We start from the raw sequence: 24,090 nt of genomic DNA, 5'->3' as shown, positions 1-24,090 counted from the left end.
TGGAAGCACGAGAGGAACGATTGCCCCTCGGACGCTCCATGGAATGCCGTCCTCACGGCTCATTCGGAAGGTACCGCTCGCGAACGAATCGTTCTGCCAGCCGAACAATCATCCCCACTTCGGGGAACGGAACTCCGCGGCGAGCACATCGAGCAGGGCCCGCAGGCGCGGAGCGGGAGTCCGTCCGGACGCATGGACGGCATAGATGCCCAGGGGCCTGGGAGCGAAGTCCTCCAGCACGGTGACGAGCCGTCCCGAGCGCAGGTCCGCGTCCACCATGAAGCGCGGCAGCATGGCAAGGCCAATGCCCTGGGCCGCCGCCTCGCGGAGCATGGTGCCGTTGCCCGTGGCCAGCGAGCCGGACACCGGCACGCGGATGCGGCCCTCCGGGCCATAGAAGCGCCACTCGTCCTCGGTGCGCAGGTGCGTATAGCGCAGGCAGTCGTGGTGGATGAGGTCCTCGGGCCGCTCGGGAGTCCCCCTGCGCGCCAGGTACGTGGGCGCCGCGCACACGTGCAGCGACGTGGTGGCCAGCTTGCGGGCCACGAGGCTGGAGTCCCGCAGGCGGGTAATCCGCAACGCCACGTCCACACGCTCCTCGACGAGGTCCACCAGCCGGTCACTCAGGACGACGTCCACCGTGGTGTCCGGGTGCAGGGTGAGGAACCGGGCCAGCGGCGCGGCGAGGTAGAGCTGCGCGAAGCTGACGGGCACATTGAGGCGCAGCGTGCCCCGGCCCGCATCGGAAGCGCCGCGAGTGGCCGCCCCTGCCTCCTGGAGCATCCGCGCGCAGTGCGCATACACGCCCAGGCCCGCGTCGGTGACGGTCAGCTTGCGCGTGGTGCGGATGAGCAGCCGCTCGCCCACGCGCGACTCCAGCCGGGCCACGCGAGAGCTGACGACGGACTTCGACACGCCGAGCGCCGTGGCGGCCTGGGTGAACGAGCGGAGCTCCACGACGCGCGCGAAGCACGCGAGGCCGAGCAAGTCATCGAAGAGGGGTTCACTCACGCGGGACAGACTGCCACGGCGACGCGAGGCCGATGAAGGCTGGCGCTCGCGCCACCGGCGCCCCGCGCCATCCACTTCTGGAGGTACAACTGCAATATCAATGCAAAACCGAGCCACCGCACCCACACCGTCACACGGTGTTGACGCGAAGGACGCGCACGCTGTCGGCCTCTGCCTCCACAATGCGGGCCTCCCCCACCACGAGGACCGTATGACACGAGTATCCGCAACGAAGACGTGGCTCTGGCTCGGACTCACCCTGTGGAGCACCCTGGCGGCCGCGTCGGGCTGGAGCCCGGCCGCGTCGATGAGCCGTTACCGCTACTCGCACACCGCCACGCTGCTGCCCTCGGGCAAGGTGCTCATCACCGGCGGTGGCAGCTCGGGCGGGCCGACGGCGACGACCGAGACGTACACCCCGGCCACCAACACGTGGGCTGCGTCCGCGAACCTGAGCGTGTCCCGCTCGGGCCACACCGCGACACGGCTGCCGTCGGGCCGGGTGCTCATCGCGGGCGGTAGCAACACCACCACGGTCCACGCGAGCGCGGAGGAGTACAACCACTACACCAACACCTTCACCGCCAAGGGCGCCCTGGTGACGGCGCGCCGCAACCACCAGGCGGTGCTGCTGCATACAGGCCAGGTGCTCGTCGTCGCCGGCTACGGCACCACCTCGTATAACAGCGCCCTGAAGAGCGCCGAGCTCTACACCCCCTCCACCGGCCAGTGGACGGCCACGGGCTCGCTGTCGGTTGCCTCGGGAAGAGTCACCGCCACGGTGCTCGATGATGGTCGGGTGCTCGTCGTCAATGACGACGGCGCCGTGGCCGCCGCCGAGGTGTACAGCCCGTCCAGCGGCACGTGGACGCAAGCGTCGGCCCCACCGGCCTTCTTCGGGCATGCGGCGGTGAAGCTGGACTCGGGCGCGGTGCTGGCCACGGGCCAGGAGAACTTCCAGTACGAGAGCGGCGCGTGGCTGTACTGGCCGGAGGACGACTATTGGGAGTACGTCGCCTACGCCAACGAGACGCGCCGCCGGGGCCACTCGCTGACGCTGCTGCCCTCCTCGGGCCGGGTGCTCGTCGCGCGCGGTACACGCAACCAGGTGGGCGGCAGCACGGAGCTGTTCGACCCGAATGACAATGGAATGTACGTCGTGGGCCAGGACCAGCCCACCACGGGCCACACGGCGACGCTGCTCCCATCCGGTCAGGTGCTCGTCGTGGGCGGCACCAGCCAGGAGGAGCCCGAGTGGTACTCCTCCGCCGAGCTCTTCACCGAGCCCTGAGTCACCGCTGATTCCGGGTTCCCGCCCGTCCGTACACGAGGGAGGGGCGGGAACCCGCACGCGCCGTAGAGCCCTCCCCGTGGGACGGGGGCGCCCATCTGGTCCCCATCCCCGGCCGCGTGCTCTACTCGCGCGCGTCCCACATGGAATCCTCCCAGCTCGTCGCCTCATGGCTCCAGGGCCGTGCGTCCCTCGGTCCAGATTTGGAGCTCCGGCTCGCGCCCCGCACGGTGTCCGCCCTCGCCGCCAAGCTCCGGCGCGCGTACACGTGGATTGCCACCCAGGCGCTCGTCAGCCCGTACCATGACGTGCAGTTCGGGGACCCCGTCGTCCTCAACGGCGGCGGCACGCGCGTGGAGCTGGGCCCGGTGGGCTACTCGGCCTACGTGCTCCTGCCGCTGCTCAACCTCGCCACCTCGCAGCGCCTGCTCTTCATCGGCGCGCCCGGACGCGGCAAGACGACCATGGCCACGCTGGTGGCGCTCATCGCCGGAGGCGCTCCGGACGAGGTGCGCCGCTCCGTGCAGCATGGCCACCCGCAGCTCACGCTGACGGATTTGCTCGGCAGCCCGCTGCCCAGTGAGCTGATCCGCGCCGAGGACGCCAGCCGCATCCGCGTCGCGTGGCGCCGCTGGCTCACCCAGCGCGTGAAGATTGTCGACGAGTACAACCGCATCCCCACCAAGACCCAGTCCGCGCTGCTGTCCCTCATGGCGGAGGGCTACGCGGAGATGTTCGAGCAGGTGGTGGAGTGCGGCCGCTCGGCGTGGTTCCTCACCGCGAACGACGACCAGGGCGGCGGCACCTTCCCCGTCATCGAGGCGCTGAAGGACCGCATCGACCTCGTGGTGCGCAGCATGCCCTTCCACTCGCACCACCTGGAGACGCTCGCGAAGCGCGTGGCCGAGGGCACGGCGCCGGGGCAATTCGTCCCCACGGACCTCGTCTTCACCTCCGAGGAGCTGGACGCGCTGGAGCGCGAGGTGCGCGCCGTGCCCGTGCCGTCCACCGTGCTGGAGCTGCTGGGCTTCTTCGCCGGGCAGCTCGAGTTCTGCCAGCGCGCGTCCGGGCAGCTCGAGTACATGCTGAAGGACACGCTGCACCTCGCCGGGCGCCGCGTGTCGCACGTGTGCACGGAGGACTGCCCGCTCGACAAGAGCGTCAACCTCTGCACCCAGACGGAGAACGGCGTCTCCGCCCGCGCGTACCAGGCAGTGCTCCTCTTCGCCAAGGCGCTGGCGTACTTCCGGGGCGTGGAGGAAGTCACGGTGGAGGACCTGCGTCAGGTGCTCCCCTGGGCGCTGCACGAGAAGCTCCGTCCCAACCCGCAGAGCGCCTTCTTCCAGAAGCCCGAGCACGCGGTGCACCTGCTGGACCGCGTGGGCTGGGTGCGCCAGCTCTTCGACGCCGCGGTGGTGCAGCAGGCGGCCTACGCCAAGGTGCGCGAACCGGTGGCCCGGCTGAAGGTCCAGGCCGAGGCGGGCCCCGCCGGCCTCGACGCGGGAGAGGTCCGCCGGCGGATGAGTGACATCCAGCAGGTGATGGAGCAGGTGCTCCAGAAGCAGGAGCTGAACGGCCCCGTCCACGAGGACCTCGTCCTCCTCAAGAACCTGCATGGGCGCTATGGCGCGTACCTGCGAAGCCTGGAGCGGCGGGGCAAGGTGGGGGGCGTATGAGCGACGCCTGGGAAGCCCTCGTGCAGGAGCTGGCCACGCAGGGCCCGCGCCAGCACTCGGACTGGGACGCGGAGCTCTTCCACGCGCTGGTGAAGGGCCCCGCCACGGCGCTGCGCCATGCGCTCAACGCCGAGCCGCGCCGCGACAAGGTGATGGGCGCCTGGCTGAAGCTGGTGGCGGAAGCGGTGGGACTGGGCCAGCTCGACCGGGCCAGCGCGAAGCACCTCCTCAACCGCAAGGGGCCGGTGCCGGAGTCGCTGACCCTGGTGGGGCGCTGCCTGCTGCAGCTCGCGCCCGCGCAGCTCCCCGCGTACCCGGCGGAGCGCGCGGTGTCCCTGCTCGCGCGCACCTGGAACCTGTGCGAAGGGCTGGCGACGCAGCCCCTGTGGCTCAACCGCTATGTCGCCTCGGCGGCGGCGGAGGCTCCGGCGCTGGAGAAGCTGGACGAGTTCCTCGCCACCACGCTGGCCCCGGCCCTCGCGCCGGCACGGGCGGCGACCTTCACCGGGCCCTTCACGCTGGCGATGCTGGACACGCGCAAGCTGACGGACGAGTTCCTCCCGGGGGACATGCACCTCGCGGCGCCGTCCGTCCTCTGCGTGCATGACCGGCGCTCCGAGGACGTGAAGGTGGGCATCTTCCTCGCGCCCGAGGGTGGAGCGCGCTTCCTCGGCCTCCAGCCCTGTCTCGGCTCCGGGCCGGAGGAGAAGGCGCCCGCGCTGGAGCTGGGGACGAACGCGGTGCGGGTGAACGGGCGCGAGGCCCCGCTGCCGCTGCTGGGCACGCCCCACCGGACGCTCGTGGCGAGCAGCGGCTTCGTGGTGGCCAGCGCGGTGGACTCGCAGCGGCTGTGGGTGCTGGACACGCCATGACGGACGCGGCCCTCAAGCAGGAGCCCGTGCCCGAGGCCCTGGAGCCCGAACTCCAGCGGCAGGTGGACGCGTGCTGGCAGCTCGCGCGGGGGCACTGGTCGCACTTCCTGCTGCTGGGCGAGCCGCGCGCGGCGAAGCAGGGCTGCGCGCTGGCGCACATCAACCTCATCACCCGGCAGGTCTGGTTCAACGCCCGCGAGCTGCGCGAGAAGCAGCTGCTCGGCAGCCTGGAGGCGGTGCTCGCGCACGAGGTGGGGCACCACGTGCGCTACCCCGGCAGCCTGGGCGTCTCCGCGCGCCTGCGGATGATGGAGAAGACGCTGCTGCCGCTGGGGGACTACTCGCTGCTCAACGTCTTCTACGACCTGCTCATCAACGAGCAGCTCGGCGCCGACGAGGCCCTCCGCCCGCAGCTCATCGCCATCTACCGCGCCTTCCAGAAGGGCTACCGCTGGAAGCAGGACCCGGCCTTCTTCTTCTACCTCTGCGTCTACGAGGAGCTGTGGCGACTGGAGCCGGGGCACCTGCTGGGGCCGGGGTCCCCGGGCTTCACGAAGCGCTTCCCCTCCGCGCGCGCGGACGCGCAGTTGGTGGCGCAGAACCTCTTCCACCTGGGCCCCAACGTCTACACGCAGTTCCTCTACTTCCTCTCCATCTGCACGCGCTACGTGCAGCCGCTGAAGGGCGAGATGCCGGAGAGCACGGACCCGCAGGCCTGCTGCAAGGACGAGCCGCGCCCGGAGGACTGGGCGGAGGCGCTCACCCCGGGAGCACGGGAGAAGGAAGCGGTGCGCCGCGCGCTGGCGGAAGGCTGGCTCGATGACAAGGACGCGGACCGGCTCGTGGGCAAGGAGTCGCGGGAGCGACGCATCGCCGGCCTGCCGGGGCAGGGAACGGCGAACGCGGAGGGCGTGCCGGAGGTGATGGCCGCGTACTACCGGCAGGAGGCGGAGCGTCACCTGCTGCGCCCTCCGGACCGGCTGCACCTGGGCGAGGCGGTGGTGCCCACGACGCTGGACGACTGGGAGCTGGGAGACGCGCTGCCCTCGGTCGACTGGCTGGCCACGCTGGCGCTGCGCGGCGACAAGCTGGGCGCGGTGCTGCCGCTGAAGCGCGAGCGCATCGCCGACTACGAGGGCCAGGACGTGCCGCTGTGGCAGCCGCGCGTGGAAATCTACCTGGACGTCTCGGGCTCCATGCCGGACCCGCGCACCACGCTCAACGCGATGACGCTGGCCGCGCAGATTCTCTGCGTGGGCGCGGTGCGCGCGGGAGGCTGGGTGCGGGCGCTGCTCTACTCGACGAACACGGTGGAGTACTGGACGTGGTGTCGCTCCGAGCGGGAGATGTCGCGCTTCCTCATGCACTACATCGGCGGAGGCACGGAGTTCCCCTTCGAGCGGCTGGCGGACTCCGTGCGCGAGCAGCGGGGCCGGCAGCCCACCCGCGTCGTCATCACCGACCGGGACTTCGACGAAAACCACGACTCCCAACCGGGCCACGCGCGCGTATTCTCCGAAGCTGCCGAGACCTCGGCGCCACTGGTGCTGCTGCTGCACCAGCCCGACCCCGAGCGGGTGACGAAGTACCGGAGGCAGGGTGCCCGCGTGGCCGAGGTGATGGAGCTGGAGGACTTTCCGAAGGTGGCGGCGGCGCTCGCGCACGCCCTCTTCCAGGAGGAGCGCCATGTCGCGCTTTGAGCGCCTGTTCGGCCGCAAGGGCGTGCCCAACGATGAGCAACCGCGGCTGGAGCTGGCCCCGCTGTGCGAGGCCCTGACCCGGCGGCGTCCCGCGCTGGAGCGCAAGGACGTGGAGCCCCTGCTCGTCCGCGCGCGGCTGGCGGACTTTCATAGAGACCACGGGCTGGAGCCGGTGCCCCCGGACACCTTCACCACGCTGTGCGAGTCCCTGGACGCCGAAGGCTGGCGGAGGCTCGCGCTGGTGACGGGCGTGCTTGAGGAGGGCGCGGTGGGGCCGGTGGTGGTCTCCGTGGCGAGGACGCGAGGGGTGCTGCCGCTGGTGCGCGAGGGCTTCGCGGACTTCGCGCGGGAGGCGCGGCTGCTGACGCTGGAGCTGCTCGGCCAGAGTCCGCTGCGACTGGAGGAGCTGGCGCGCCGCTGGGCCCAGGCGCTGGGCGCGGGCTTCCAGGGCGAGTCGGACGAGGAGAGCGCGCAGCGGCTGGCGCGGCTGGACTACGCGAAGCTGCTGAAGGAGGCGGACCGGGCGAAGCGGGCAGCGGAGGCGCGGCAGGAGAAGCTGAAGAAGCTGCGCGAGGAGCAGGACGCCAGGCTCGCGAATCGGGGGAAGTGGTAGCCATGCTCGAGACGCCCGCGAGCGCCGGCACGGCGTACCCGGCCGAGGACCTGCGCCGCTACCAGTTCCACACCGGGGCGGCGCTGTCCGCGCTGAGGCCGGATGAGCCATGCCCGGTGCTGTACCGGGACTTGGGCCCGGCCGCCCTGCGCCGTCACCTGCGAGGCACGCTGCCCAGGCTCGCGGGCCCGCTGACGCCGCTGCTCTACATGCGCACGGTGGACTTCCGCGAGCCGTACACGGACTACGAGAACACGGGCCGGCTCGTCTTCCTGAGGCCGCTGCAAGTGCAGCCGTGGCGCTCGGGAGTGCCCGGAGTCTTCGTGGCGAGGGCCACAAGGCCGGTAGATATAAAGACGGTGGCGTACTGCCCGGGCTCCATTCCGCTGGAGGCGGTGGAGCCGCTGGCGCGCGAGGTGAAGGACGCGGCCGAATTGCGCGAGGCGCTCGGCGGGCGTGACTACGACGTGAAGGTGGAGGGGGCGCTGCACGCGCTGGACGGACTGGTCGCGGACCTGGAGGCGGCGGAGACGCGAGCGGAGCCACTGCGGCGGGCGCTCCAGTCACACCAGCGCGACGTGCGGCTGCGGGCGCGCGAGGAACTCGAGCGGCTGGGCGTGCAGGAGAACGACCTGTGCGCCGCGTGGCACCACCTGCCGCGAGAGCGCCGCGCGATGTTGAAGGAAGCCCTGCCCCGGCTGGAGCTGGCGAGAGTTGTTGGGGAGGCTCGCTGACATGAGCGCCGTGAAGCCTCCGCCCAAAGGAATGGGAATCCTGCCACGAGCGCTGGAGCTGGCGTGGGTCCTCGAAGGAGGCTCGCTGACATGAGCGCCGCGAAGCCTCTGCCCACGGTATTCCCCTGGGAGTCCTGCCGCGCCCTCACGTGCAGCGTGCTGCCCGTGCGGCTGGCGTGCAACCTGCGCTGCCCGTTCTGTTTCTCGCGCTCGTCCATCAGCGCGCTCCAGCACGAGAAATCGGACCTCCTGCACCTCGACGTAGCGCGCTACTACCGCGACGCGAGCGAGCGCGGGGCCACGCGTCTCGTCATCACCGGAGGCGGAGAGCCCCTCCTCCGCCCGGAGACAGTGGTGCACCTGGTGCGCGAGGGCCGCCGCGTCTTCAACGAGGTCGCCCTCTTCACCAACGGCACGTTCCTCACCCGTGCGCTGGCGGAGGAACTGGCGGACGCGGGCCTCACCTACGTCTGCTGGTCCCGTCACGCTGTGGACGACGCGGACAACCGCGCGCTGATGGGCAAGCAGGCCCCCCTGCGCGAGTCCTTCCTGGACGCCGCGAAGCCGCTCAAGGTCCGGGCCACCTGTGTCATGGCCAGAGGCCACGTGGACGGGCCGCGAGAAGCGTGGCGCTACATCCGAGCGCTGGAGCCACTCGGAGTCCGCGAGTTCACCTTCAAGCACACGTACGTGGCCTACGAGCAGTCGGTGTTCCGCGAGTCCCCGGCGGACAGGTGGGCGCGCGAGCACCAGGTGGAAGAAGACGTCTTCGAGGGCCAGGGCCAGGTGGTGGGACGCCTGCCGTGGGGCCCGGTCATTCGCAGAATCGAGGAGGTGCAGGTTTGTTACTACCGGGAGCCGACGCCGCACTGGGAGCAGGAGAACGGGCTGTGCCGCTCGCTGAATCTGTTGTCGGACGGGAGCGTGTACGCGTCACTGGAGGACTCGCGGAGCCTGTTGTATCGGCTGACCAGCTAGCGAAGGCGGTGCCTCCAGAAATGGTGGAGACGTTCCGCCCGCTGCTGCCCGTGGGGTACGCGGCGGGAGCGGAGGCGTATCGCCGAGCGGCGGAGGGCCTGACAGCGGACGACCTGACGCAGCACTACACGCGGGGCCTGCGCTTCTTCCACGACGAGCTGGTGCCGAAGGTGAAGGCCCGGCTGAGCGCGCTGAGCGGCGGCGTGTGGCGGCTCGACGACTACGTGGCCTTCGCGGCGGGCAGTGACTGCGACTTCATGAGCCACCTGGTGGAAGCGGTGGCGGCCCGGGAGCCGGTGCGTCTGTACCCCGGGGACTGGCACGGCTTCTCGGTGGGTTGCACGCAGCAGGAGGGCATCCGCTGGGACGCGGAGTCCCCCGGAGCGCTGGCGTGTCTGTGCATCCCCTCGGTGCGCAATGGCCACGTCACGGAGGAGATGCTGGGCTTCCTCGGGGCGTCGTCGCACTGCCTGCTGAACCTGAACCTCTACCCGACGATGTCCGCCACGGACCGGACGGAGATAGCGGGCCAGCTACTCCCGCTGCTGCCGAAGTCGGTGCTGTCCATCAGCTTCAGCCGGGGCTTCGGGCTGACTGCGTCGCAGCTCGGCGTGGCGCTGGTGCACAAGGACCACCCGTACCGGAAGCGCTTCGAGACGCAGTGGAACTGGCACACGTACTTCTTCAACGCGCTGGCGGCCCGGGCCTTCCTGGCGGTGGACCTGGAGCGGATGCAGGCGGTGGACGAGGAGCGCCGCGCCTGGGTGGGCTCGTGGCTCGCGGAGCGCGGGCTGCCGGTGGTGGACAGCGGCAGCTACTACGTGAAGTCCTTCCGCGTGCAGGGCGAGCTGCCCGAGTACCTCGCGCCGCTGAAGCGCGGTGACGTGGTGCGGCTGTGCTTCAAGCCGCCGCAGGTGGGCTGAGCCACGGCTTGCCGGTATCAGGCGTACTCATCCCTGCGCCTGAGCCACTCCATCGAGAAGGAGAATCCCTGCTCGTCGCGTCCCTTGGGCACGAGGTCCAGGTACTGGTAGGCCGTGTTCATCATGTCGACGCCCCGCGAGTAGCAGGAGTACGTGTGGAACAGCGCGCCGTCGGAGTCCTTGAAGAACGTGCTGATGCCCTGCATGTCCGTCATGGAGTTCTCCAGCGGCCCGTAGTTGTAGGTCGCGCGCTTCTGGGCGAGGTCCTCGGGCTTGAACGAGACGCCGAAGTCGAAGTTGAAGTCGCTCTCGAAGGAGGACAGCCACTTGAAGCTCCACCCCATGCGGCGCTCGTACGCCTGGAGCTTCGGAAACGGTGCGCGGGCAATCGCCACCAGCGTCACGTCCCGGTGCTCCAGGTGGGTGGTGATTCCATTGAAGTTGTCGGCCCAGAACGAGCAGCTCTTGCAGCCGGCGTCCCACTCCGGGGCGAACATGAAGTGGTAGACGACGAGCTGGCTTCTCCCCGCGAAGAGGTCCGACAGCGTCTCCGCACCGTTGGGCCCCTGGAAGACGTAGTTCTTCTCCACCCTGACCCACGGGAGCTCGCGTCGCTCCTGGCTCAGCGCATCGCGCTGGTGGGTGAACTCCTTCTCCCTGGCCAGCAAGCGCTTGCGGGCCTCCAGCCACTCTTCCCGTGAAACGATTTTGTGGGAGGTCATGGCGTCGCTCCCTTCGGTCGGCGCACGGCGCGGACCTTCCCCGCGGGTCCGCCTCCGCAGAAGAACAGCTCCCCGCCGTCCGACTCGAGCCCGCTCACGCCGGCTCCGCGCGGCATCTCCAGCCGCTCGAGCACCTCGCCCGAGTCCGGGTCGATGTGGCGGATATCGCTCACGTCCTCTTCCCAGGTGCCGTGCCACAGCTCACCATCGACCCACGTCACCCCGGTGACGAAGCGGTTCGACTCGATGGTGCGGAGGATGGCGCCCGTCTCCGGGTCGATTTGATGAATCTTGCGGTCTCGGTACTGGCCCACCCAGAGCGTGCCCTCGGCCCAGGTGAGTCCCGAGTCGCGACCGTTGCCGGGAGCCGGTATCGACGAGACGACGCGCCCCGTCTCCGGGTCAATCTTGTCGATGCGGCTCTCCGCGAGCTGGAACAGGTGCTTGCCGTCGAAGGCGGTCCCCGCGTCCGACGCGGCGTCCAGCGTCCGCACGGGCTCGCCGCTCGTGGGGTCGAAGGCGATGAGCTTCGTGCCGGTGGCGGCCCAGACGCGGCTGCCGTCGTGCGTGACGCCGTGCACGCTCTCGGCGCCCGGGAACGGGCCGTACTCCCGGACGACCTCGGCGGCCTGCACACGTGCCGGCCTTTTCGGCTTCGCTGCCTGGGTTTGGGTGTGGCTCATATCGTGGCTCCTCTTCGGGCGCTGCGTCGCGCCATCCAGGACAACTAGTACCCACCGGGCGCGGACGCGGGGAGTAACAACGTCGTCGTGAATCCCGTCAGCGGCGGAGAGAGCCAGCGCCGCGCCCGGGCACGCCCGAGCGCCTGCACCCGTCCCGAGGCTTCGAGCTCAGCGAGCGCCCGCTGGACGCTGCGCTGACTCTCGCCCAGCGCGAGCGCGAGGGCCGAGGTCGACCAGGCTTCTCCGTCTGAGAGCAGCGCCAGCAGCGAAGCCGCATCCCCCTCGATGGGCGGCAGGAGCACGGTGACAGGACGGGCGGGGCGCGGAGTGAGCACGAAGCCGGTCTTCGTCGCCTCGACCTGGGCCAGGGGCGCGAGCACCGCGCGAAGGCGGCCCACCTCCACTCGCAGGCGGACTCGATGCGACTCGTTCACGCGGCGCACTCCGAAGGCACGTGCAATCAAGACCTCGCGCGCAACGCCGTCCGGCCAGGACTCGCCGAGCGCACGCGCCAGGGCGAAGAGGACCGGCCTCCTGGCCAGCGACACCCCCTGGGTGCCGCTTCGCAGCGTGCGATGGCAGGCGTCGATGACGAGCTCGCCCGAGGCGAGCACGGCCTCCACCTCTTCCAGCAGGAGCACCCGCTCGGAGCCGGCGCGAATCCACCGCGCTGCGGGGCGGTCGAGCACCGCGCGGGCCTGCTCCACCTCGGCCAGCAGTGGAGGAATGCGAGCCCGCCGCGCGGCCTCGTGAGCCCGTTCGAGCGCCTCACGCGCGGGGCGCGTCCGAATCAACCGCAGCGAGACTTCCGCCGAGGCCAGCTCGGCAATGGCGACCAACGAGGGCGGCATGCCACGCGTATCCAGCCGTGCGAGCGCACTCCCGGCCTCGTCGATGCGCCCGAGCAGCAGCAGCCGGCGGATGGCAATCAATCGGGCATGCAGTGCATTCACCCGGTCCCCGTGGGCCTCGAGCGTCAGGAGTGCCGAGTCCAGCGCGCGCGGTGACCAGGTCAGGTCGCGAACGGCCAGGGCCACCTCCGCCTCGGCCACCTTGCAGCGAGAGCGAGCAAGCTCCTCGTTCGTGCCGAAGGCGCGAGCAGCGCGCCGCAGCAGTTCGCGAGCCCGCGTGTGCTCACCGAGCTGGGCCATGGCGATCCCGCGCAGCGCGAGCGCCGGGGCATCGTCTCGAAGGGCGACGCGCTTCAAGGCACCGAGCGCGTCGCCGGCGGACAGTGCCCGCGCGGCCGCGGCAATCAGGGAGTCCATCCCTGAACGCTACCTCCGCCCCGGGGATTCGCGCCGCGCTTGTTACTCCCCGGGGGCTGCGCCCGTGGCTATGGATTGAACATCCCCGGAGGCGAGCATGCGGACCTGGCATCTCCCAAGAAGTACCCCGCTCGCGGGCGCCGCTCTTCTGCCGACGCTCGTGGCCGCGCTGCTGCCCAAGTGCCCGGTATGTATTGCGGTCTATCTGTCCGCGTTCGGACTCGGAGCGAGCATCGCGCAGGACGCGGCGCCGTGGGTCCTCCGCGCGGCGAACGGGCTCGCTGCCGCCGTGCTGGGGCTCGTGCTCTTCCGCCTCGGAATGCGAGCGCGTCGGTCGCGACGCTACGGCCCGCTCGCGGTGTGGACTCTCCTCTCGACGGGTGCACTCCTCGTGCTCGCAACCCGTGGGTGACGGTGACCGGGCGTCTTCCCTTCCGCTCACGCGGAAGCCCCTCGCCCGGATAGCAGGCAGGTGGAATGACGGTTCCTTCCGCGCACCTTGGCCCCTGGGAGCTGCTCTTCCGCTTTGACCTGTCTGGCCCCGTGGTGCCGTACTCAGCCCCCATGCCCACTTCACCGATTGAAGGCGTCGAGCTCATCGAGGACTTCACCCCCGAGTCCTCCCGGCTCCTGGAGCACTTCCAGCGCAACATCGCCTGGGACACCCGCATGCGTGCGCGCCTCACCGCGAGCTTCGGCGCACCCTATGACTACTCGGGTATCACCTACCCGCCCGTTCCCATGCCGCCGGACCTCCGCGCAATGGCGCAAGCGGTTGAAGGCGTGGCGCGGCACCGCATCACCAACTGCCTCATCAACTTCTACCCGGAGGGTGCCTCCTCGATGGGGTTCCACTCCGACTCCTACGAGCACCTCGAGCCCGGCACCACGGTGTCCATCATCAGCCTGGGCGGGCCAAGGACCCTCCGCTTCCGGAGGAAGGACGCGAGGGAGCACCTCGTGGACCTGCGGCTCGGCAGTGGCTCGCTCCTGGTGATGCAGCAACACATCCAGGACGCATGGCAGCACGCGTTACCGCCCGAGCCCACCGCGCCTCCTCGGATGAGCCTGACCTTTCGCTGCATCATCTGAGCGCGAACAGCGCCAGCCCTCGCTACGGCGGAGGCTCCCGGCGCTCCGCCTCCCGCGACTCCGGCGTCCGCGTCCGCTTGACGGGCAGCCTCCACCCGAAGCGCAGCGACACGAGCCGCAGCGCCCCACCCACCAGCATCCCCGCCAGCAGCGCCAGCTTGGGATGCCCGGCACTGGAGAGCGCGAGGCAGACGATGCTCGCCGCCAGGGCCGCTGTCGCGTAGTACCCGGGCACGGCCCGCATCAGCGTCGGTGTCTGCCGGGTGAGCACGTCGCGGACGACGCCGCCTCCCGCCGCGGTGATGACGCCCATCAACAGCGCCGTGCCGGGGTGCAGCCCCACCTCCAGCGTCCGCTGCGTCCCCGCCACCGCGAAGGCCCCCAGCGTCAGCGCGTCCAGCGTCGCCAGCAGCCGCACGCCCGGCCCACGCCGCAGCTCGAAGAGGAAGGCCGCGAACGAGCCGAGCAGCGCCACGGACAGGTAGCTCGGCCGCACCAGCGCCAGCGGGGGCCCCGCCTGCAACAGCGTGTCGCGGATGACGCCGCCCCCGACACCGGAGACGAGCCCCAGCACCAGGAAGCCCATCAGGTCCATCTTCCGGCGCTCGGCCTGCAACGCGCCCAGCACCGCGCCCGCGAACACGCCCACCAGGTCCACGATGATCGTGCCCAGGGAGATGACTTCTTCGGTTACCTCGGGTGCGGTCAGCTCGAAAGCCATGGACCGCGAGGCTGCTACTTCACCGCCGCCGCGTCCACCCAGGCCTCCTCGCCTTCCATGGAGCGCACCTTCACCTTCCCCTCCTTCTTCTCCACCACCTTCACGCGCGTCCCCAGGTCCAGCGCCCCCCGCCCCCGGGCCGCCGGAGCCGGCGCCGCCAGCGTGCTGCTGTAAATCTGGTCGATGCGCGCCTGGTCCTTCTTCCGCTCGATGACCAGGTTGCTCGTCATCTGCTGTGCCGCATAAGCGCTCTGGATGTCTCCCGCCTGGGAGTTCTTCACATCCACGTCATTGGCGAGCGCCTCGGCCGCCTTCTTCGACAGCTTCGCGTCCTCCTTCAGGTACGCGCCGCCCTTCTTCGCCTCGGCCACCGAGCGCACCTGGTTGCGCTGCAGGTAGAAGTGGCTGGCGATGTGCATCACCTTGCCGTCGCCGTAGCGGAACAGCACGGCAATGGGCGCGGCGCCGTACTTGCGCTTCATCTCCTTGCTCTCCACCAGCACCTCCACCGCGTCCGGCTTGAGGACGCGGATGGGGTAGGACGAGCCCTCCAGCCACCACTTGGGATTCGCGTTGGCCAGGTGCAGGTGCTTGAGCAGGTTGCTGCCGCTGGACTCCTTCACCTGCACCTCCACCACATCGTCCCCCGTCTCGCGGCCGTTGAAGGCAATGAAGCCGGGGAAGGCCTTCTCCACCACGCGGGTGAGCGCCCAGTCCGTGGTGTAGAGGAAGCCGCCCGCGTTGACGAACCGGCGCACCTTCTCGATGCCCCGGGGCCCCAGGCTGCCCGAGCAGTTGATGATGAGGAGCTGCTTCGCGTTGAGCGGCGTGCGCGCCAGCTGCGTGGGTGACACGACGACATGGGGCACGCCCACCTCGCGCAGCACGTCCTGGACGCGGTCGTACTCGCCGGACACCACCACCACCTCGGCGGCCTCCACCTTCTGGAGGACGGCGTAGTCCTCCGGCCGCTCCTCCTGCATGCGGGCCTTGAGCACCTTGGCCGCGGCCTTGTTGGCCGTGGACATCTTCGGGTCGCCCAGCGGGCCCTCGGCGAGCGCGGGCAAAGCAAGGCAGAGCACGCCGACGAGCGCGGCGCGCAGGGTACGGGCGAGTGACATGGGAACGGCGCCTCCAGCAGGGGAACAGGGCAGGCAGGCGGGTTCAACGGGCCAGGTGGGCAAAAGTTTTGTGTACCACCGGCTACTCCGTGCGTGACTTCCTCCCACTCCCACCGTTCTGCCATGGTGGAGTCGTACCTCCCCCGGAGAGCTTCATGGACCGCCGTCTCGGCCCCGCGTTCTTCATTGGTTCCGCGCTGTTGCTCGGTGCCTGCAAGAAGTCCCAGGACCCCGCCCCCGTGCCCCCCTCCCCGGCTCCGGTGGAGGTGAAGGCCGTGGCGCCCGTGCCCGCGTTCACCCTCTCCTACCTCCAGGACGCGAAGCCCTCGGGCTGCACGTGGACGCGCGAGGACACCGCCGGTGCGAAGAAGCCCCTCTTCACCGTGGACGCGGCGTGCGAGCGGCTTCGCCTGGCGTGGAGCCCGGACGGCCGGCGGGGCGCCATGGTGGACCGGGGCAGCGGCGCCGTGAAGCCGCGCGCGTGGCTGGTGGACCTCCAGGCGGGCCAGGGCGCCGTGCTCGTGCTACCGGAGGCGGGCAGCACGGACGCGGTCGGCTTCGACGCAGCGGGTCGAGCCGTCGCGCTGGTGTCCCAGGTGGAGGACCTGGTCCGCAAGTCCGAGGGCAGCGCGGAGTACTTCCTCTTCGAGGGCCAGCGCATCCCCATCGCCGAGCCGGAGGGCGGCCCCGGGCTGGCGCACGCCTTCCGCCGCGAGGGCGACACGTGGAAGCGACTCGAGACGGTGGCCACCGTCTATGAGTCGGACGCGGCGGCTGGCACGCGCGCGCTGGCCACCACGGGCCTGCTGGTGTCCTCCACGTCGGGGGTGGACCCGGACGCTCCCACGGCGACCGAGCTACCGGAAGGCAGCGAGGACGCGGCCCGGCTCGACGCGGTGGTGGAGGACAAGGGCCACGCGAAGTACGGCGAGTGGGTGTCTGTCGAGACGGACGGTGGCCCCCTGTACGCGTGGCGCGCCACCGGCGAGCTGTCCACGCTGATGCCTCCGCTGCGCTGGGAGGTGCAGGACCGGCTCGCGGAGCCGGAGTCGCTGTCCGTGGCTCCCGCGTCGGCGGTGGAGTTGCGGATGCGCGGGCCCTTGCTGCTGGTCTCCGCCGAAAAGGCCGTGCGCGTGTACGACGCCAAGACGAAGGCGCGCGTCTTCGCGCTGGACGGAGTGCATGCCGCGCGCTTCTGGCCGAAGCAGCGCACCGTCACCGCCGCGGCGCCGTCCGACGCGGCCTCCGCGCAGTAGCCGCTGAGAGGGCCGGGGGCCCGCCCGTGTGAAAAAAGCACGGGCCATCAAATGGGCTCCGGACGCTCCCGCTACCTTCCTCCGCGTCGTTCCACACGAGCGCGGAGAAGCGAAGATGCATGCGGAGTACCTGAAGCAGGACGAAGACCTCGTCATCCTCGGTCCGGCGCTGCGCACCTCGCCCGAGCAGGCCGCCCGGGACATCCCCGCGTTCTGGCAGCGGTTCATGCAGGAGTCCCTGCCGGCGCTGCCGGGCGCGCGCGACGTCTACGCCGTCTATTGCGACTACGAGAGTGACTACCGCGGCGCCTACACGATGCTCCTCGGCGTCCAGGCCGACGCGACGGCGCCCGTCCCCGAGGGGATGCGCAAGGTGGTCATCCCCCGTGGCAACTACGCGCGGTTCATGGCCCGGGGGGACCCGGCCCAGGCGCTCTGGCGGACCTGGGCCCACGTGGGGGAGGCGTGGGAGCGGCGCGGAGAGCGGCGCTACGCCGCCGACTACGAGCGATACGCGCTGGCTTCCCTGGGCCAGGGCCTCGTCGAAGCCGAGGTGGTGGTGGGCCTGTCCGGGAGCGCCTGACAGGTGGGTGAAACCCCAGGCCGCAAGACGCCGCGGCCTTCCTGAAGCTCGCCCCACGACAAGTCAGGGGATTGCAATCGCGTCGTGACGAGCGACGCCACGAAGAGGCTCCAGCGCATCCGTGCATCGTCCCGGGCTCACTCCGGGTCGACCGTCTTCTCCTCCTTCGTATCGATGATTCGGACCCTACCGTCCGGGTGCATCGCGTACATCCAGCGCGAGCCCTGGGCGGCCACGTACAGCGTCTTGAGCTCCGGGTAGAGCATCAGCAGGGCCCACTCGGTCTCCACCGGCCCGGGGAACAGGATGTGCGAGTGCAAGGAGGCCTCGGTGCGCTGCTCCTCCGAATCCTCGCGGAGGTCCACCTGGATGAGGCTCTTGTGCAGGGCGACCTCCTTGAGGACCTTGCGCCCATCCCGGCTGAAGTCGAAGCGAAAGTCACCGCCGAGCATGTACAGCCCTCGCTCGTTGAAGCCCTGCAGCACGTAGACGGAGAGGCCCCCGTCCTCCGCATGGACCACCGGATTGAGCCGCGGCCTGCCATGGGCGGCATAGGCCCGCTTCAAGGCCGTCGCCACCGCGCGCGCCTCGGCGCTGAAGTCCCCGGGCAGCGCGCTCAGGGGCAACGGCTCCATCTTCTCGGGCACCGCGCGCGGCGAGTGAAAGGCATACGCGGGCACGAAGGTGCCCTTGTCATCCAGCTTTCCGAACATGCCGTACCAGCTGTCGCCTCGCGGCACGGTAAGGAAGCTCCCCAGCTTCGACTTGTCGTGCTCCTTCATCTCCAGCAGGAGGTCTGTGGCACGGATGGCGGCGCGCTCTGCGTCCACGATGTACATCGCGCGTTTGCGCACGGCTTCGAGCGCGGCCTTGGACAGCGGACCCTCCGGGGGCCGGGCCGCGACGGCAGGCGTGCCCTCCCCTCCAGTCTTCGGCGATGTGATGGAGGGATGGGAGCAGCCGCAGAGGAGCAGCAAAGCCAGCAGCGAGCAGGAACGGGAGCGCATGTTGCGTGATGATGGCAAGGTCCGCCTCCAGTCACATCATGGCTGAATCATGGGCAGCGCATCCTTCCCGCATGAGGCACGCCGCGCTGTATCGCGCGTGCGCCAGCAGGGCATCCATGGGTCCTCAGTCGGCGACGCGGACGCGGACCTCGGTGAGCAGCTCCTCCTCGGGAGTCCGCGCGGGGTCGTTGAGGTAGTGCTCCACGACTGCATCCGGGGCCAGCTCGTACCCACTCGTGGGGAACCAACGTCCGATGACCTCGAGGTACGTCTCGTTGAGCCGCGCGTAGGAGCCGCGATGCAGCCCGACGGCATACGTACCGGCGGGGAGGTCCATGATGCCCACCGCGTCATCGGCGACGAACGCCTGACCGACAGCGACACAGGCATCGAAGCGCAGCAACTCCTCCGCGGTGACCTCGGGGTCGTCGGGGCACACGCCATACAGGACGGGCTCCGCACCGAGGAGCCCGTGGCGCGTGGCCCAGTCCATCATCCGCTCCCAGAAGGGCCCGACGCCCGCGTAGCTGCCCCGGTGGCGCATGAAGGCCACGCGCAGCGCCGGGCAGTCGCGCACCTGGACGTCTACTCCGGGCGCGCGGGACTGCGCCTGGCTCCAGGCGAGGACTCGCGATGAGGGCTGCTCGCGGAACTCGGACGGGGGCACGCCGAACCGGGAGATGAAGGCCCGCGTGAAGGCCTCGTGGGACTCGTAGCCGGCCTCGAGCGCGAGGTCGAGCAGGCGCACGTCCGTGGCGCGGAGCCTTCGCGCTGCCCGCTCCAGACGCAGGCGGCGCACGTGCTCCATGACCGTCTCTCCCATCTGCGCGCGGAAGATGCGGTGGAAGTGGTGCAGGGAGAAATGCGCCGCCCGGGCCAGGGTGGTGGGCTCCAGCGGTTCGTCCAGGCGCTCCTGAAGGAGCTGCTGGGCGCGCAGGAGCCTTCGCTGGTAGTCGGCCTCGGTCGTCTGACGGCGTGGCATTGCGCGTCGCTCCCGCGTCAGCTCTTCCCCGCGAGCGTCGCCATGCCCAGGATGAGCGCAAGGTACCCACCGCCGCACACGAAGCAGGAGAGCATGGGCCCCGCGAGCGCGCCGAGCGCCGCCAGACCCCAGCTCAGGCCGTGCAGGTTCCGGTAGGCGATGACGCGCAGTCCGATGGCCCAGAACGGAACCACATACATGCTGCAGAAGGGAATCAGCCCCAGCAGGTACGGCGCCTGCGAGAGGGCATTGCCCCGCAGCGTCACCGCGAAGGGGTGCTCGGTGTTGCCCGCCACGCGGAGGATGAGGTGGTCCACGCCGGAGACGAGCAGCGTGGAGCACAGCCCCACGATGGGAGCCATGACAATCCACGTGCCGAAGACTCCGACGCCAATGGCGCGGGCCGCCCCCGGATTCACGCCGTCGCCCTCCATGGCCGGTGATGCCCCGGGCGTCACGGCCATGATGCCCATGTAGATGAACGCGGTGGTGAAGATGCCGACGAACGAGCACAGCGCCGCGAAGCCGAGCGAGCTGCCCACCGTTCCCGAGGGCTGGATGCGCTCGAAGGTGGCCTCCGGGCGGAGGATGATGTCCATGCACGTGTCCCAGAACGCCCTCGGCGTCCCCAGCTCCTCACGTCGGTCCCACGCCACCAGTCCCACCGGAGTGCGCGCGTGGCACGTGGCGCAGAGCAGCTCGCCCCGCTCGCTCTGCCGCAGGCACTGCGCGCACGCGAAGCTGCCGCAGCGGCTGCACGAGTGCAGGCTCCGCAGCTCCGGGTGGACAGCGCACACGGCCTCTCCGGAGCCGGGGACTGCCTCCGTCAGCAGCGAGGCGCCACACATGCCGCAGGAATGAGCACCGGGGACGACGAAGGCCGGACAATGGGGACAGGAAAGGGCCATGAGCGAGCGCATCCTCGCACGGAGCCGCCCTCGCGGGCGCCGGGTGTCTCCAGCCCCCGGGCGGTGGCACTCAGGGGCAATGGTGCCCGCACGCCCAGCGCAGGAAACCCTCCGGACATCGCGGCCCGGGCGAGCGCTTCAGGGCGCCTGCTGGCGCGGCTTCACGAGCCCGTGGTCATCCGGCACCGGGCCGCTGGAGCTCCGCTCTCCACCACCACGGCTCGCGGAAGACGTGGGCGCGGGCGGGGCCTCACGCGCGCGGCGGGCCTGGCGGAGCGCGGCCTTCGCCTGCGTCTTGTGCCCCTGCGCGCCCTCGCGCTTCGCCAGCGCCTCCCACAACTCGGGCGAGTCCGGGTGCAATGCCACGCCCGCGCGCAGCAGGCCCAGGCCCACCTGCGGAGACTCCGCCTCGCCCGCGCGCTTCATCAGCCCCGCGGGTGTCAGCGTCAGGGCCCCCTGGGGCGTGGCCAGCGCCTCGCGCAGGTGCGGCAGCACCTCCGCGTCCCGCTTCGCCACCAGCAGCGCCTGCGCCAGCGCCACCTGCGAGTCCACGCTGCGTGGCTGCAACTCCACCGCGCGTTCCAGCCAGCGCAGTCGTGCTGGCGTCTGCTTCTTCAGCGCATGGCCCTCGGCGATGCGCAGCAGTTCGTCCGAGTAGTCCGGCCGCACCTCGGGAGCCCGGGCCGCCGCCTCGCGCAGCGCGGGCCAGTGGCGCTCCGCGTCCTTGATTTCATCCAGCCGCAGGCGGCGCAGCGCGGGCACCTCCGCGCGCTTCCAGCTCGCGACGAAGCGCAGCAGGTCCTCGCGCAGCGGCCCGCCGAAGCGCTCCGTGTCGGGCAGGCCCTGCTCATCGCACGCGGCCAGGTAGTCCGCGAAGAAGGACAGCGGCCCCTCGGCGGGGTAGGTGCGCAGCCGCGCGGCGCCGTGCGTCTTCTCCAGCGTGCGGGCCATGTGCGCGCCCACGCGGATGAAGACGGAGCCCAGGCGCGGGTCATGCGCTCCCTTGATGCGCTCCAGCGCCGCGCGTGCGTCGCGGGCAATCTCCTTGCGGTCCAGCAATTCGGAGACGCGAGCGAAGGCGCCCGGCAGGTCCGCGTCGGCGGGCAGCGAGCCCGGCCCGCGCGTGGCCCACTGGTGGTACGCCAGCCCGTAGCTGGCGATGCGGCCCAGGCCCTCGTACACCACCGAATCCACCGCGTCCGCCAGGTGCGCGTCGCGGCGGGTGACGCCGTCCTCCAGCACCTGCTCCATCAGCCGGATGGACAGGCGCCGCAGCCGCTTCGCCTCGCCCTCCACGTTGGTGGCCAGGGCAATCACCGTGTCCTCGGCGGGGAACATCACCAGCAGCGTCGTCGTCTCGTTCTGTCCGCCCGCGTGCGCCACCAGGTAGTGGCCGCGCAGCGGATAGGTGGCGAAGCCCATGCCGTAGTCGGTGAGGCGCCCGTCGCTGGTGGCCATGGACGACTGCATGCGGCCCATCGTCTCGCGCGACACCAGCGTGTGCGCCAGCACCGCGCGGCCGAAGCCGAGCATGTCTCCCACGGTGGCGCGGGTGCCGCCGCCGCCGAAGCGGCTGGACACGTCCAGGAAGCGCGACGGCTTCAGCACCCCGCCCAGCACGCGGTAGCCCGCCGCCTGGTGCTCGTCGCGCGTGGCGGTGATGTCCAGGTCGGCGTGCGCCATGCCCGCGGGCTTGAAGACGTGCTCGCGCAGGTAGTCACGGTAGGACTGGCCGGACGCCGCCTCCACCGCGGCGCCCAGCAGGTTGTAGCCCCACGTCGTGTACAGGTAGCGGCTGCGCGGCTCGAAGGTGAGGGACTTGTCCGCGAAGACGGCCAGCGCCTCCGTCGTGCTCACCGGCTTCACGTTGTGGGTGGACGCCACGCCGTCATACGTGGGCACGCCGCTCAGGTGGCCCAGCAAGTCCCGCACGGTGACGGGCCACTGCTTGCGCGGGAAGGTCGGCACCAGCGTGCTGATGTCCGCGTCCAGGTCCAGCTTCCCCTGCTCCGCCAACTGGAGCACCGCCACCGCCGTGAAGGACTTGGTGACGGACGCCATGCGGTAGGTGGTGCGAGGCGTCGCCGGCAGCTTGCGCGTCAAGTCCCTGTGCCCGTAGGCGCACACCCAGCGCTGCTCGCCCCGGGTGATGCCCACGGACATGCCGGCGACGGGCCCCACGGACAGCTCGGAGCGGACGATGCCGTCCAGCGCGCGCTGCACCTCGGGAGGGAACTCGCGCGAAAGCTGGCTCGGAGTCCCAGGCGCTTCGGCACCGGCCTCCGCGTTGACGGGCTCGCACACCGGAGCGCCGCGCGGCGCCGCCAGCGACGTGACGGGCCCGAGCAGCAGCAGGAAGGCGGCGACCAGGGACTTCGAGGATGAGGCGCTCATGGCGCGGCCTCCGCGGTGGGGGCGGGCGAGGGAGCCCGGGAATCCGTCCCGGGGCTCAGGGAGGCCACCCTGCCGGACGGAGGTGGCGTCTCCACCCAGGCGCGCAGCAGCGCGTCCGTGACGAGGTGGCCGAGCAGGTCCAACCCCTGCCCGCGCGGGTGGACGAGGTCGTCGTGCATGAAGCCCGCCTTGTAGAAGCGCGCCAGCGAGCCCCGGCCGCCCATGGCGGTGAAGGTATCGAAGAAGGCACAGCCCTCCGCCGTGGCGACCTCGCGCTCGGCGGCGACGACGGCCTCCAGGAAGGGGCGCTGCTTCAGCGTCGGGCTCTGGCCGGGCTTGCCGCTCACGGCGTCCATGGGCCCCACCACCATGCAGGCGCTGGCCGGGGCGGCCGCGCGCGCGCGGCGCAGCAGAGCCTGGAGGTCCGTCCGCAGCTTCTCCAGGTCCATGCGCTTCCACTCGATTCGCTTCGACTCGTTGCCGCCCAGGAAGAAGAGCATCAGCCGGGGCTCGCGCTCGGCGAGCTGCGTCCGGAGCGCGGCGTCGTCCACGCGCGCGTACAGCCCCGCGTCCGCCGAGGGCACCCCCAGCATGTCCAGGACGATGCCGGGCCGCGCATGCTGGAGCACCACGCCCTGCACCACCGCGCCCTTGCCCTCCGCGATGACGTCCACCGACGTGGCGTCCTTGGGGAGCTCGAAGCGGGTGGCGCGCGGCGCGCCGTCTCCCGCGGGCTCGGTCCGCGCCAGCACCTGGCCGCCGCTGGACACGGTGAGCGCGCCCGCCTGCGGCACGTCCAGCCACCACAGCGTGCCCCGGGACTCCCCGTCCAGGCGGAAGCGGCCACGGGCCTTCGCGGTGGTGGCCACGTGGTACACGCCGGTGATGCCGAAGGACAGCGGCGGCGCGCGCAGCTCTCCCAGCGTGCGCGGCTGCCACCCGCTGGCGCTCTGGCTGGCGCGGCCCCGTCCCCCGTAGGGCGCCATGCGGTCCACCAGTAGCAGGCCCCGGCCCGCGCTCCCGAAGGCCGTGTCCAGGTCCTCGCGGATGACGTCGACGATGCGGTCGCCGGCGATCAGCGAGTTGCCGAAGGCCTCGATGACGGTGGGGCTGGACGCCCTGCCCACCGCCAGCGAGTCCAGCGAGTCGAAGAAGGGAGCCAGCGCCGTGCGCGCGCAGCCGCTGCCGGCCGGGGCCACGCAGGGGTCATCCACCCGCGCGCCGGGCGCACCGAGCCGCTCCGCCAGTTCCTGGAGCGCCTGGGTGCGGGGCGGCCGGGCAGGCATCACCCGGCCGGACGCGGGTGCGAGCGGAAGCTCCCGCACGGCGGGCAGAGCCTGGGGGGCGACGGGAGCCTCCCGAGGCGTGGCGGGCACCGCTGGGAGGATGGATGTGGGCGTGAGGCGCCGTGGGTCTGACCCAATCTCACAGGCGGTCAGCAGGCCACAGGCCAGAACGGGGAGCCAGGCCCGCCGTCCACTCCACCGGACTTCCGAAGACGTCATGCGGCCGGGAGCGTAGACGAAAGCCCCCGCCCACGCATGTTCCCGGCCGG

At 70.9% G+C, this 24,090-nt stretch carries 23 protein-coding genes; 12 read left to right on the top strand and 11 right to left on the bottom strand.

Annotated elements, in window-relative coordinates:
• Window positions 1-108: 108 nt before the first annotated feature.
• On the bottom strand, window positions 109-1,011 hold the full coding sequence (locus G4D85_RS14710) for a LysR family transcriptional regulator (protein ID WP_164012294.1): 903 nt from the start codon (window positions 1,009-1,011) through the stop codon (window positions 109-111).
• A 211-nt stretch (window positions 1,012-1,222) separates the two neighbouring features.
• Here G4D85_RS14710 and G4D85_RS14705 point away from each other — a divergent pair, with 211 nt between their 5' ends.
• The 8 genes from G4D85_RS14705 (at window position 1,223) to G4D85_RS14670 (ending at window position 9,798) form a co-directional block, all read left to right on the top strand.
• A complete protein-coding gene (locus G4D85_RS14705; protein ID WP_164012292.1) occupies window positions 1,223-2,302 on the top strand; it encodes a Kelch repeat-containing protein in 1,080 nt (359 codons plus the stop codon).
• A gap of 143 nt (window positions 2,303-2,445) precedes the next feature.
• Window positions 2,446-3,978: an AAA family ATPase gene (locus G4D85_RS14700; RefSeq protein WP_164012291.1), complete on the top strand. Its 1,533-nt coding sequence runs from the start codon at window positions 2,446-2,448 to the stop codon at window positions 3,976-3,978.
• Window positions 3,975-4,850, top strand: a complete 876-nt coding sequence (locus G4D85_RS14695) for a hypothetical protein (protein ID WP_164012289.1) — start codon at window positions 3,975-3,977, stop codon at window positions 4,848-4,850. Before G4D85_RS14700 ends, G4D85_RS14695 begins: the two co-directional genes overlap by 4 nt.
• Complete coding sequence (locus tag G4D85_RS14690) at window positions 4,847-6,550, top strand: hypothetical protein (protein WP_164012287.1); 1,704 nt, start codon at window positions 4,847-4,849, stop codon at window positions 6,548-6,550. Before G4D85_RS14695 ends, G4D85_RS14690 begins: the two co-directional genes overlap by 4 nt.
• On the top strand, window positions 6,537-7,163 hold the full coding sequence (locus G4D85_RS14685) for a DUF1682 domain-containing protein (protein WP_164012285.1): 627 nt from the start codon (window positions 6,537-6,539) through the stop codon (window positions 7,161-7,163). Before G4D85_RS14690 ends, G4D85_RS14685 begins: the two co-directional genes overlap by 14 nt.
• A 2-nt stretch (window positions 7,164-7,165) precedes the next feature.
• Window positions 7,166-7,897 carry a hypothetical protein gene (locus G4D85_RS14680; RefSeq protein WP_164012284.1) on the top strand — a complete coding sequence of 244 codons (732 nt, stop codon included), beginning with the start codon at window positions 7,166-7,168 and terminating at the stop codon, window positions 7,895-7,897.
• Between the two features lie 90 nt (window positions 7,898-7,987).
• Window positions 7,988-8,875, top strand: a complete 888-nt coding sequence (locus G4D85_RS14675; RefSeq protein ID WP_164012282.1) for a radical SAM protein — start codon at window positions 7,988-7,990, stop codon at window positions 8,873-8,875.
• 20 nt (window positions 8,876-8,895) lie between these two features.
• Entirely contained in the window at window positions 8,896-9,798 is a 903-nt protein-coding gene (locus G4D85_RS14670) for a PLP-dependent aminotransferase family protein (RefSeq protein ID WP_164012280.1), read from the top strand.
• A 17-nt stretch (window positions 9,799-9,815) separates the two neighbouring features.
• On the opposite strand, the gene G4D85_RS14665 is transcribed toward G4D85_RS14670, so the two are convergent.
• From G4D85_RS14665 to G4D85_RS14655, 3 genes are read right to left on the bottom strand one after another with little or no spacing between them, the layout of a single operon-like run.
• Complete coding sequence (locus G4D85_RS14665) at window positions 9,816-10,520, bottom strand: DUF899 domain-containing protein (RefSeq protein ID WP_164012278.1); 705 nt, start codon at window positions 10,518-10,520, stop codon at window positions 9,816-9,818.
• Window positions 10,517-11,203, bottom strand: coding sequence for a Vgb family protein (locus tag G4D85_RS14660; RefSeq protein WP_164012276.1), 687 nt, complete (start codon window positions 11,201-11,203; stop codon window positions 10,517-10,519). Before G4D85_RS14660 ends, G4D85_RS14665 begins: the two co-directional genes overlap by 4 nt.
• A 44-nt stretch (window positions 11,204-11,247) precedes the next feature.
• Window positions 11,248-12,471: a helix-turn-helix domain-containing protein gene (locus G4D85_RS14655; RefSeq protein WP_164012274.1), complete on the bottom strand. Its 1,224-nt coding sequence runs from the start codon at window positions 12,469-12,471 to the stop codon at window positions 11,248-11,250.
• 97 nt (window positions 12,472-12,568) lie between these two features.
• Here G4D85_RS14655 and G4D85_RS14650 point away from each other — a divergent pair, with 97 nt between their 5' ends.
• Together G4D85_RS14650 and G4D85_RS14645 are read left to right on the top strand one after the other, a co-directional pair.
• Entirely contained in the window at window positions 12,569-12,883 is a 315-nt protein-coding gene (locus tag G4D85_RS14650) for a hypothetical protein (RefSeq protein ID WP_164012272.1), read from the top strand.
• Window positions 12,884-12,948: 65 nt separating this feature from the next.
• The gene (locus G4D85_RS14645; protein WP_205525552.1) at window positions 12,949-13,563 is read left to right on the top strand and encodes an alpha-ketoglutarate-dependent dioxygenase AlkB family protein; all 615 of its coding nucleotides are present in this window, start codon (window positions 12,949-12,951) and stop codon (window positions 13,561-13,563) included.
• Between the two features lie 22 nt (window positions 13,564-13,585).
• On the opposite strand, the gene G4D85_RS14640 is transcribed toward G4D85_RS14645, so the two are convergent.
• Together G4D85_RS14640 and G4D85_RS14635 are read right to left on the bottom strand one after the other, a co-directional pair.
• A complete protein-coding gene (locus tag G4D85_RS14640; RefSeq protein WP_164012269.1) occupies window positions 13,586-14,284 on the bottom strand; it encodes a trimeric intracellular cation channel family protein in 699 nt (232 codons plus the stop codon).
• A 14-nt stretch (window positions 14,285-14,298) separates the two neighbouring features.
• The gene (locus G4D85_RS14635; RefSeq protein WP_164012267.1) at window positions 14,299-15,405 is read right to left on the bottom strand and encodes a hypothetical protein; all 1,107 of its coding nucleotides are present in this window, start codon (window positions 15,403-15,405) and stop codon (window positions 14,299-14,301) included.
• A 155-nt stretch (window positions 15,406-15,560) separates the two neighbouring features.
• Here G4D85_RS14635 and G4D85_RS14630 point away from each other — a divergent pair, with 155 nt between their 5' ends.
• Together G4D85_RS14630 and G4D85_RS14625 are read left to right on the top strand one after the other, a co-directional pair.
• Entirely contained in the window at window positions 15,561-16,661 is a 1,101-nt protein-coding gene (locus G4D85_RS14630) for a hypothetical protein (protein ID WP_164012265.1), read from the top strand.
• A gap of 115 nt (window positions 16,662-16,776) precedes the next feature.
• Window positions 16,777-17,244, top strand: a complete 468-nt coding sequence (locus tag G4D85_RS14625) for a GyrI-like domain-containing protein (protein WP_164012263.1) — start codon at window positions 16,777-16,779, stop codon at window positions 17,242-17,244.
• A 137-nt stretch (window positions 17,245-17,381) separates the two neighbouring features.
• On the opposite strand, the gene G4D85_RS14620 is transcribed toward G4D85_RS14625, so the two are convergent.
• From G4D85_RS14620 to G4D85_RS14600, 5 genes are all read right to left on the bottom strand, one after another.
• Complete coding sequence (locus tag G4D85_RS14620; RefSeq protein WP_164012261.1) at window positions 17,382-18,251, bottom strand: hypothetical protein; 870 nt, start codon at window positions 18,249-18,251, stop codon at window positions 17,382-17,384.
• 124 nt (window positions 18,252-18,375) lie between these two features.
• Entirely contained in the window at window positions 18,376-19,233 is an 858-nt protein-coding gene (locus G4D85_RS14615; protein ID WP_164012259.1) for an AraC family transcriptional regulator, read from the bottom strand.
• A gap of 17 nt (window positions 19,234-19,250) precedes the next feature.
• Window positions 19,251-20,141, bottom strand: coding sequence for a YIP1 family protein (locus tag G4D85_RS14610; RefSeq protein ID WP_164012257.1), 891 nt, complete (start codon window positions 20,139-20,141; stop codon window positions 19,251-19,253).
• 138 nt (window positions 20,142-20,279) lie between these two features.
• On the bottom strand, window positions 20,280-22,535 hold the full coding sequence (locus tag G4D85_RS14605) for a serine hydrolase domain-containing protein (RefSeq protein ID WP_164012255.1): 2,256 nt from the start codon (window positions 22,533-22,535) through the stop codon (window positions 20,280-20,282).
• Window positions 22,532-24,040, bottom strand: coding sequence for a GDSL-type esterase/lipase family protein (locus G4D85_RS14600; protein ID WP_164012253.1), 1,509 nt, complete (start codon window positions 24,038-24,040; stop codon window positions 22,532-22,534). The genes G4D85_RS14605 and G4D85_RS14600 overlap by 4 nt, the downstream gene beginning before the upstream one ends.
• Between the last annotated feature and the right edge of the window lie 50 nt (window positions 24,041-24,090).

This window comes from Pyxidicoccus trucidator, assembly GCF_010894435.1.
Classification (GTDB): domain Bacteria; phylum Myxococcota; class Myxococcia; order Myxococcales; family Myxococcaceae; genus Myxococcus; species Myxococcus trucidator.
Note: the sequence above shows the minus strand (reverse complement) of the source record. Positions and strands in the feature narration are given on the sequence as shown.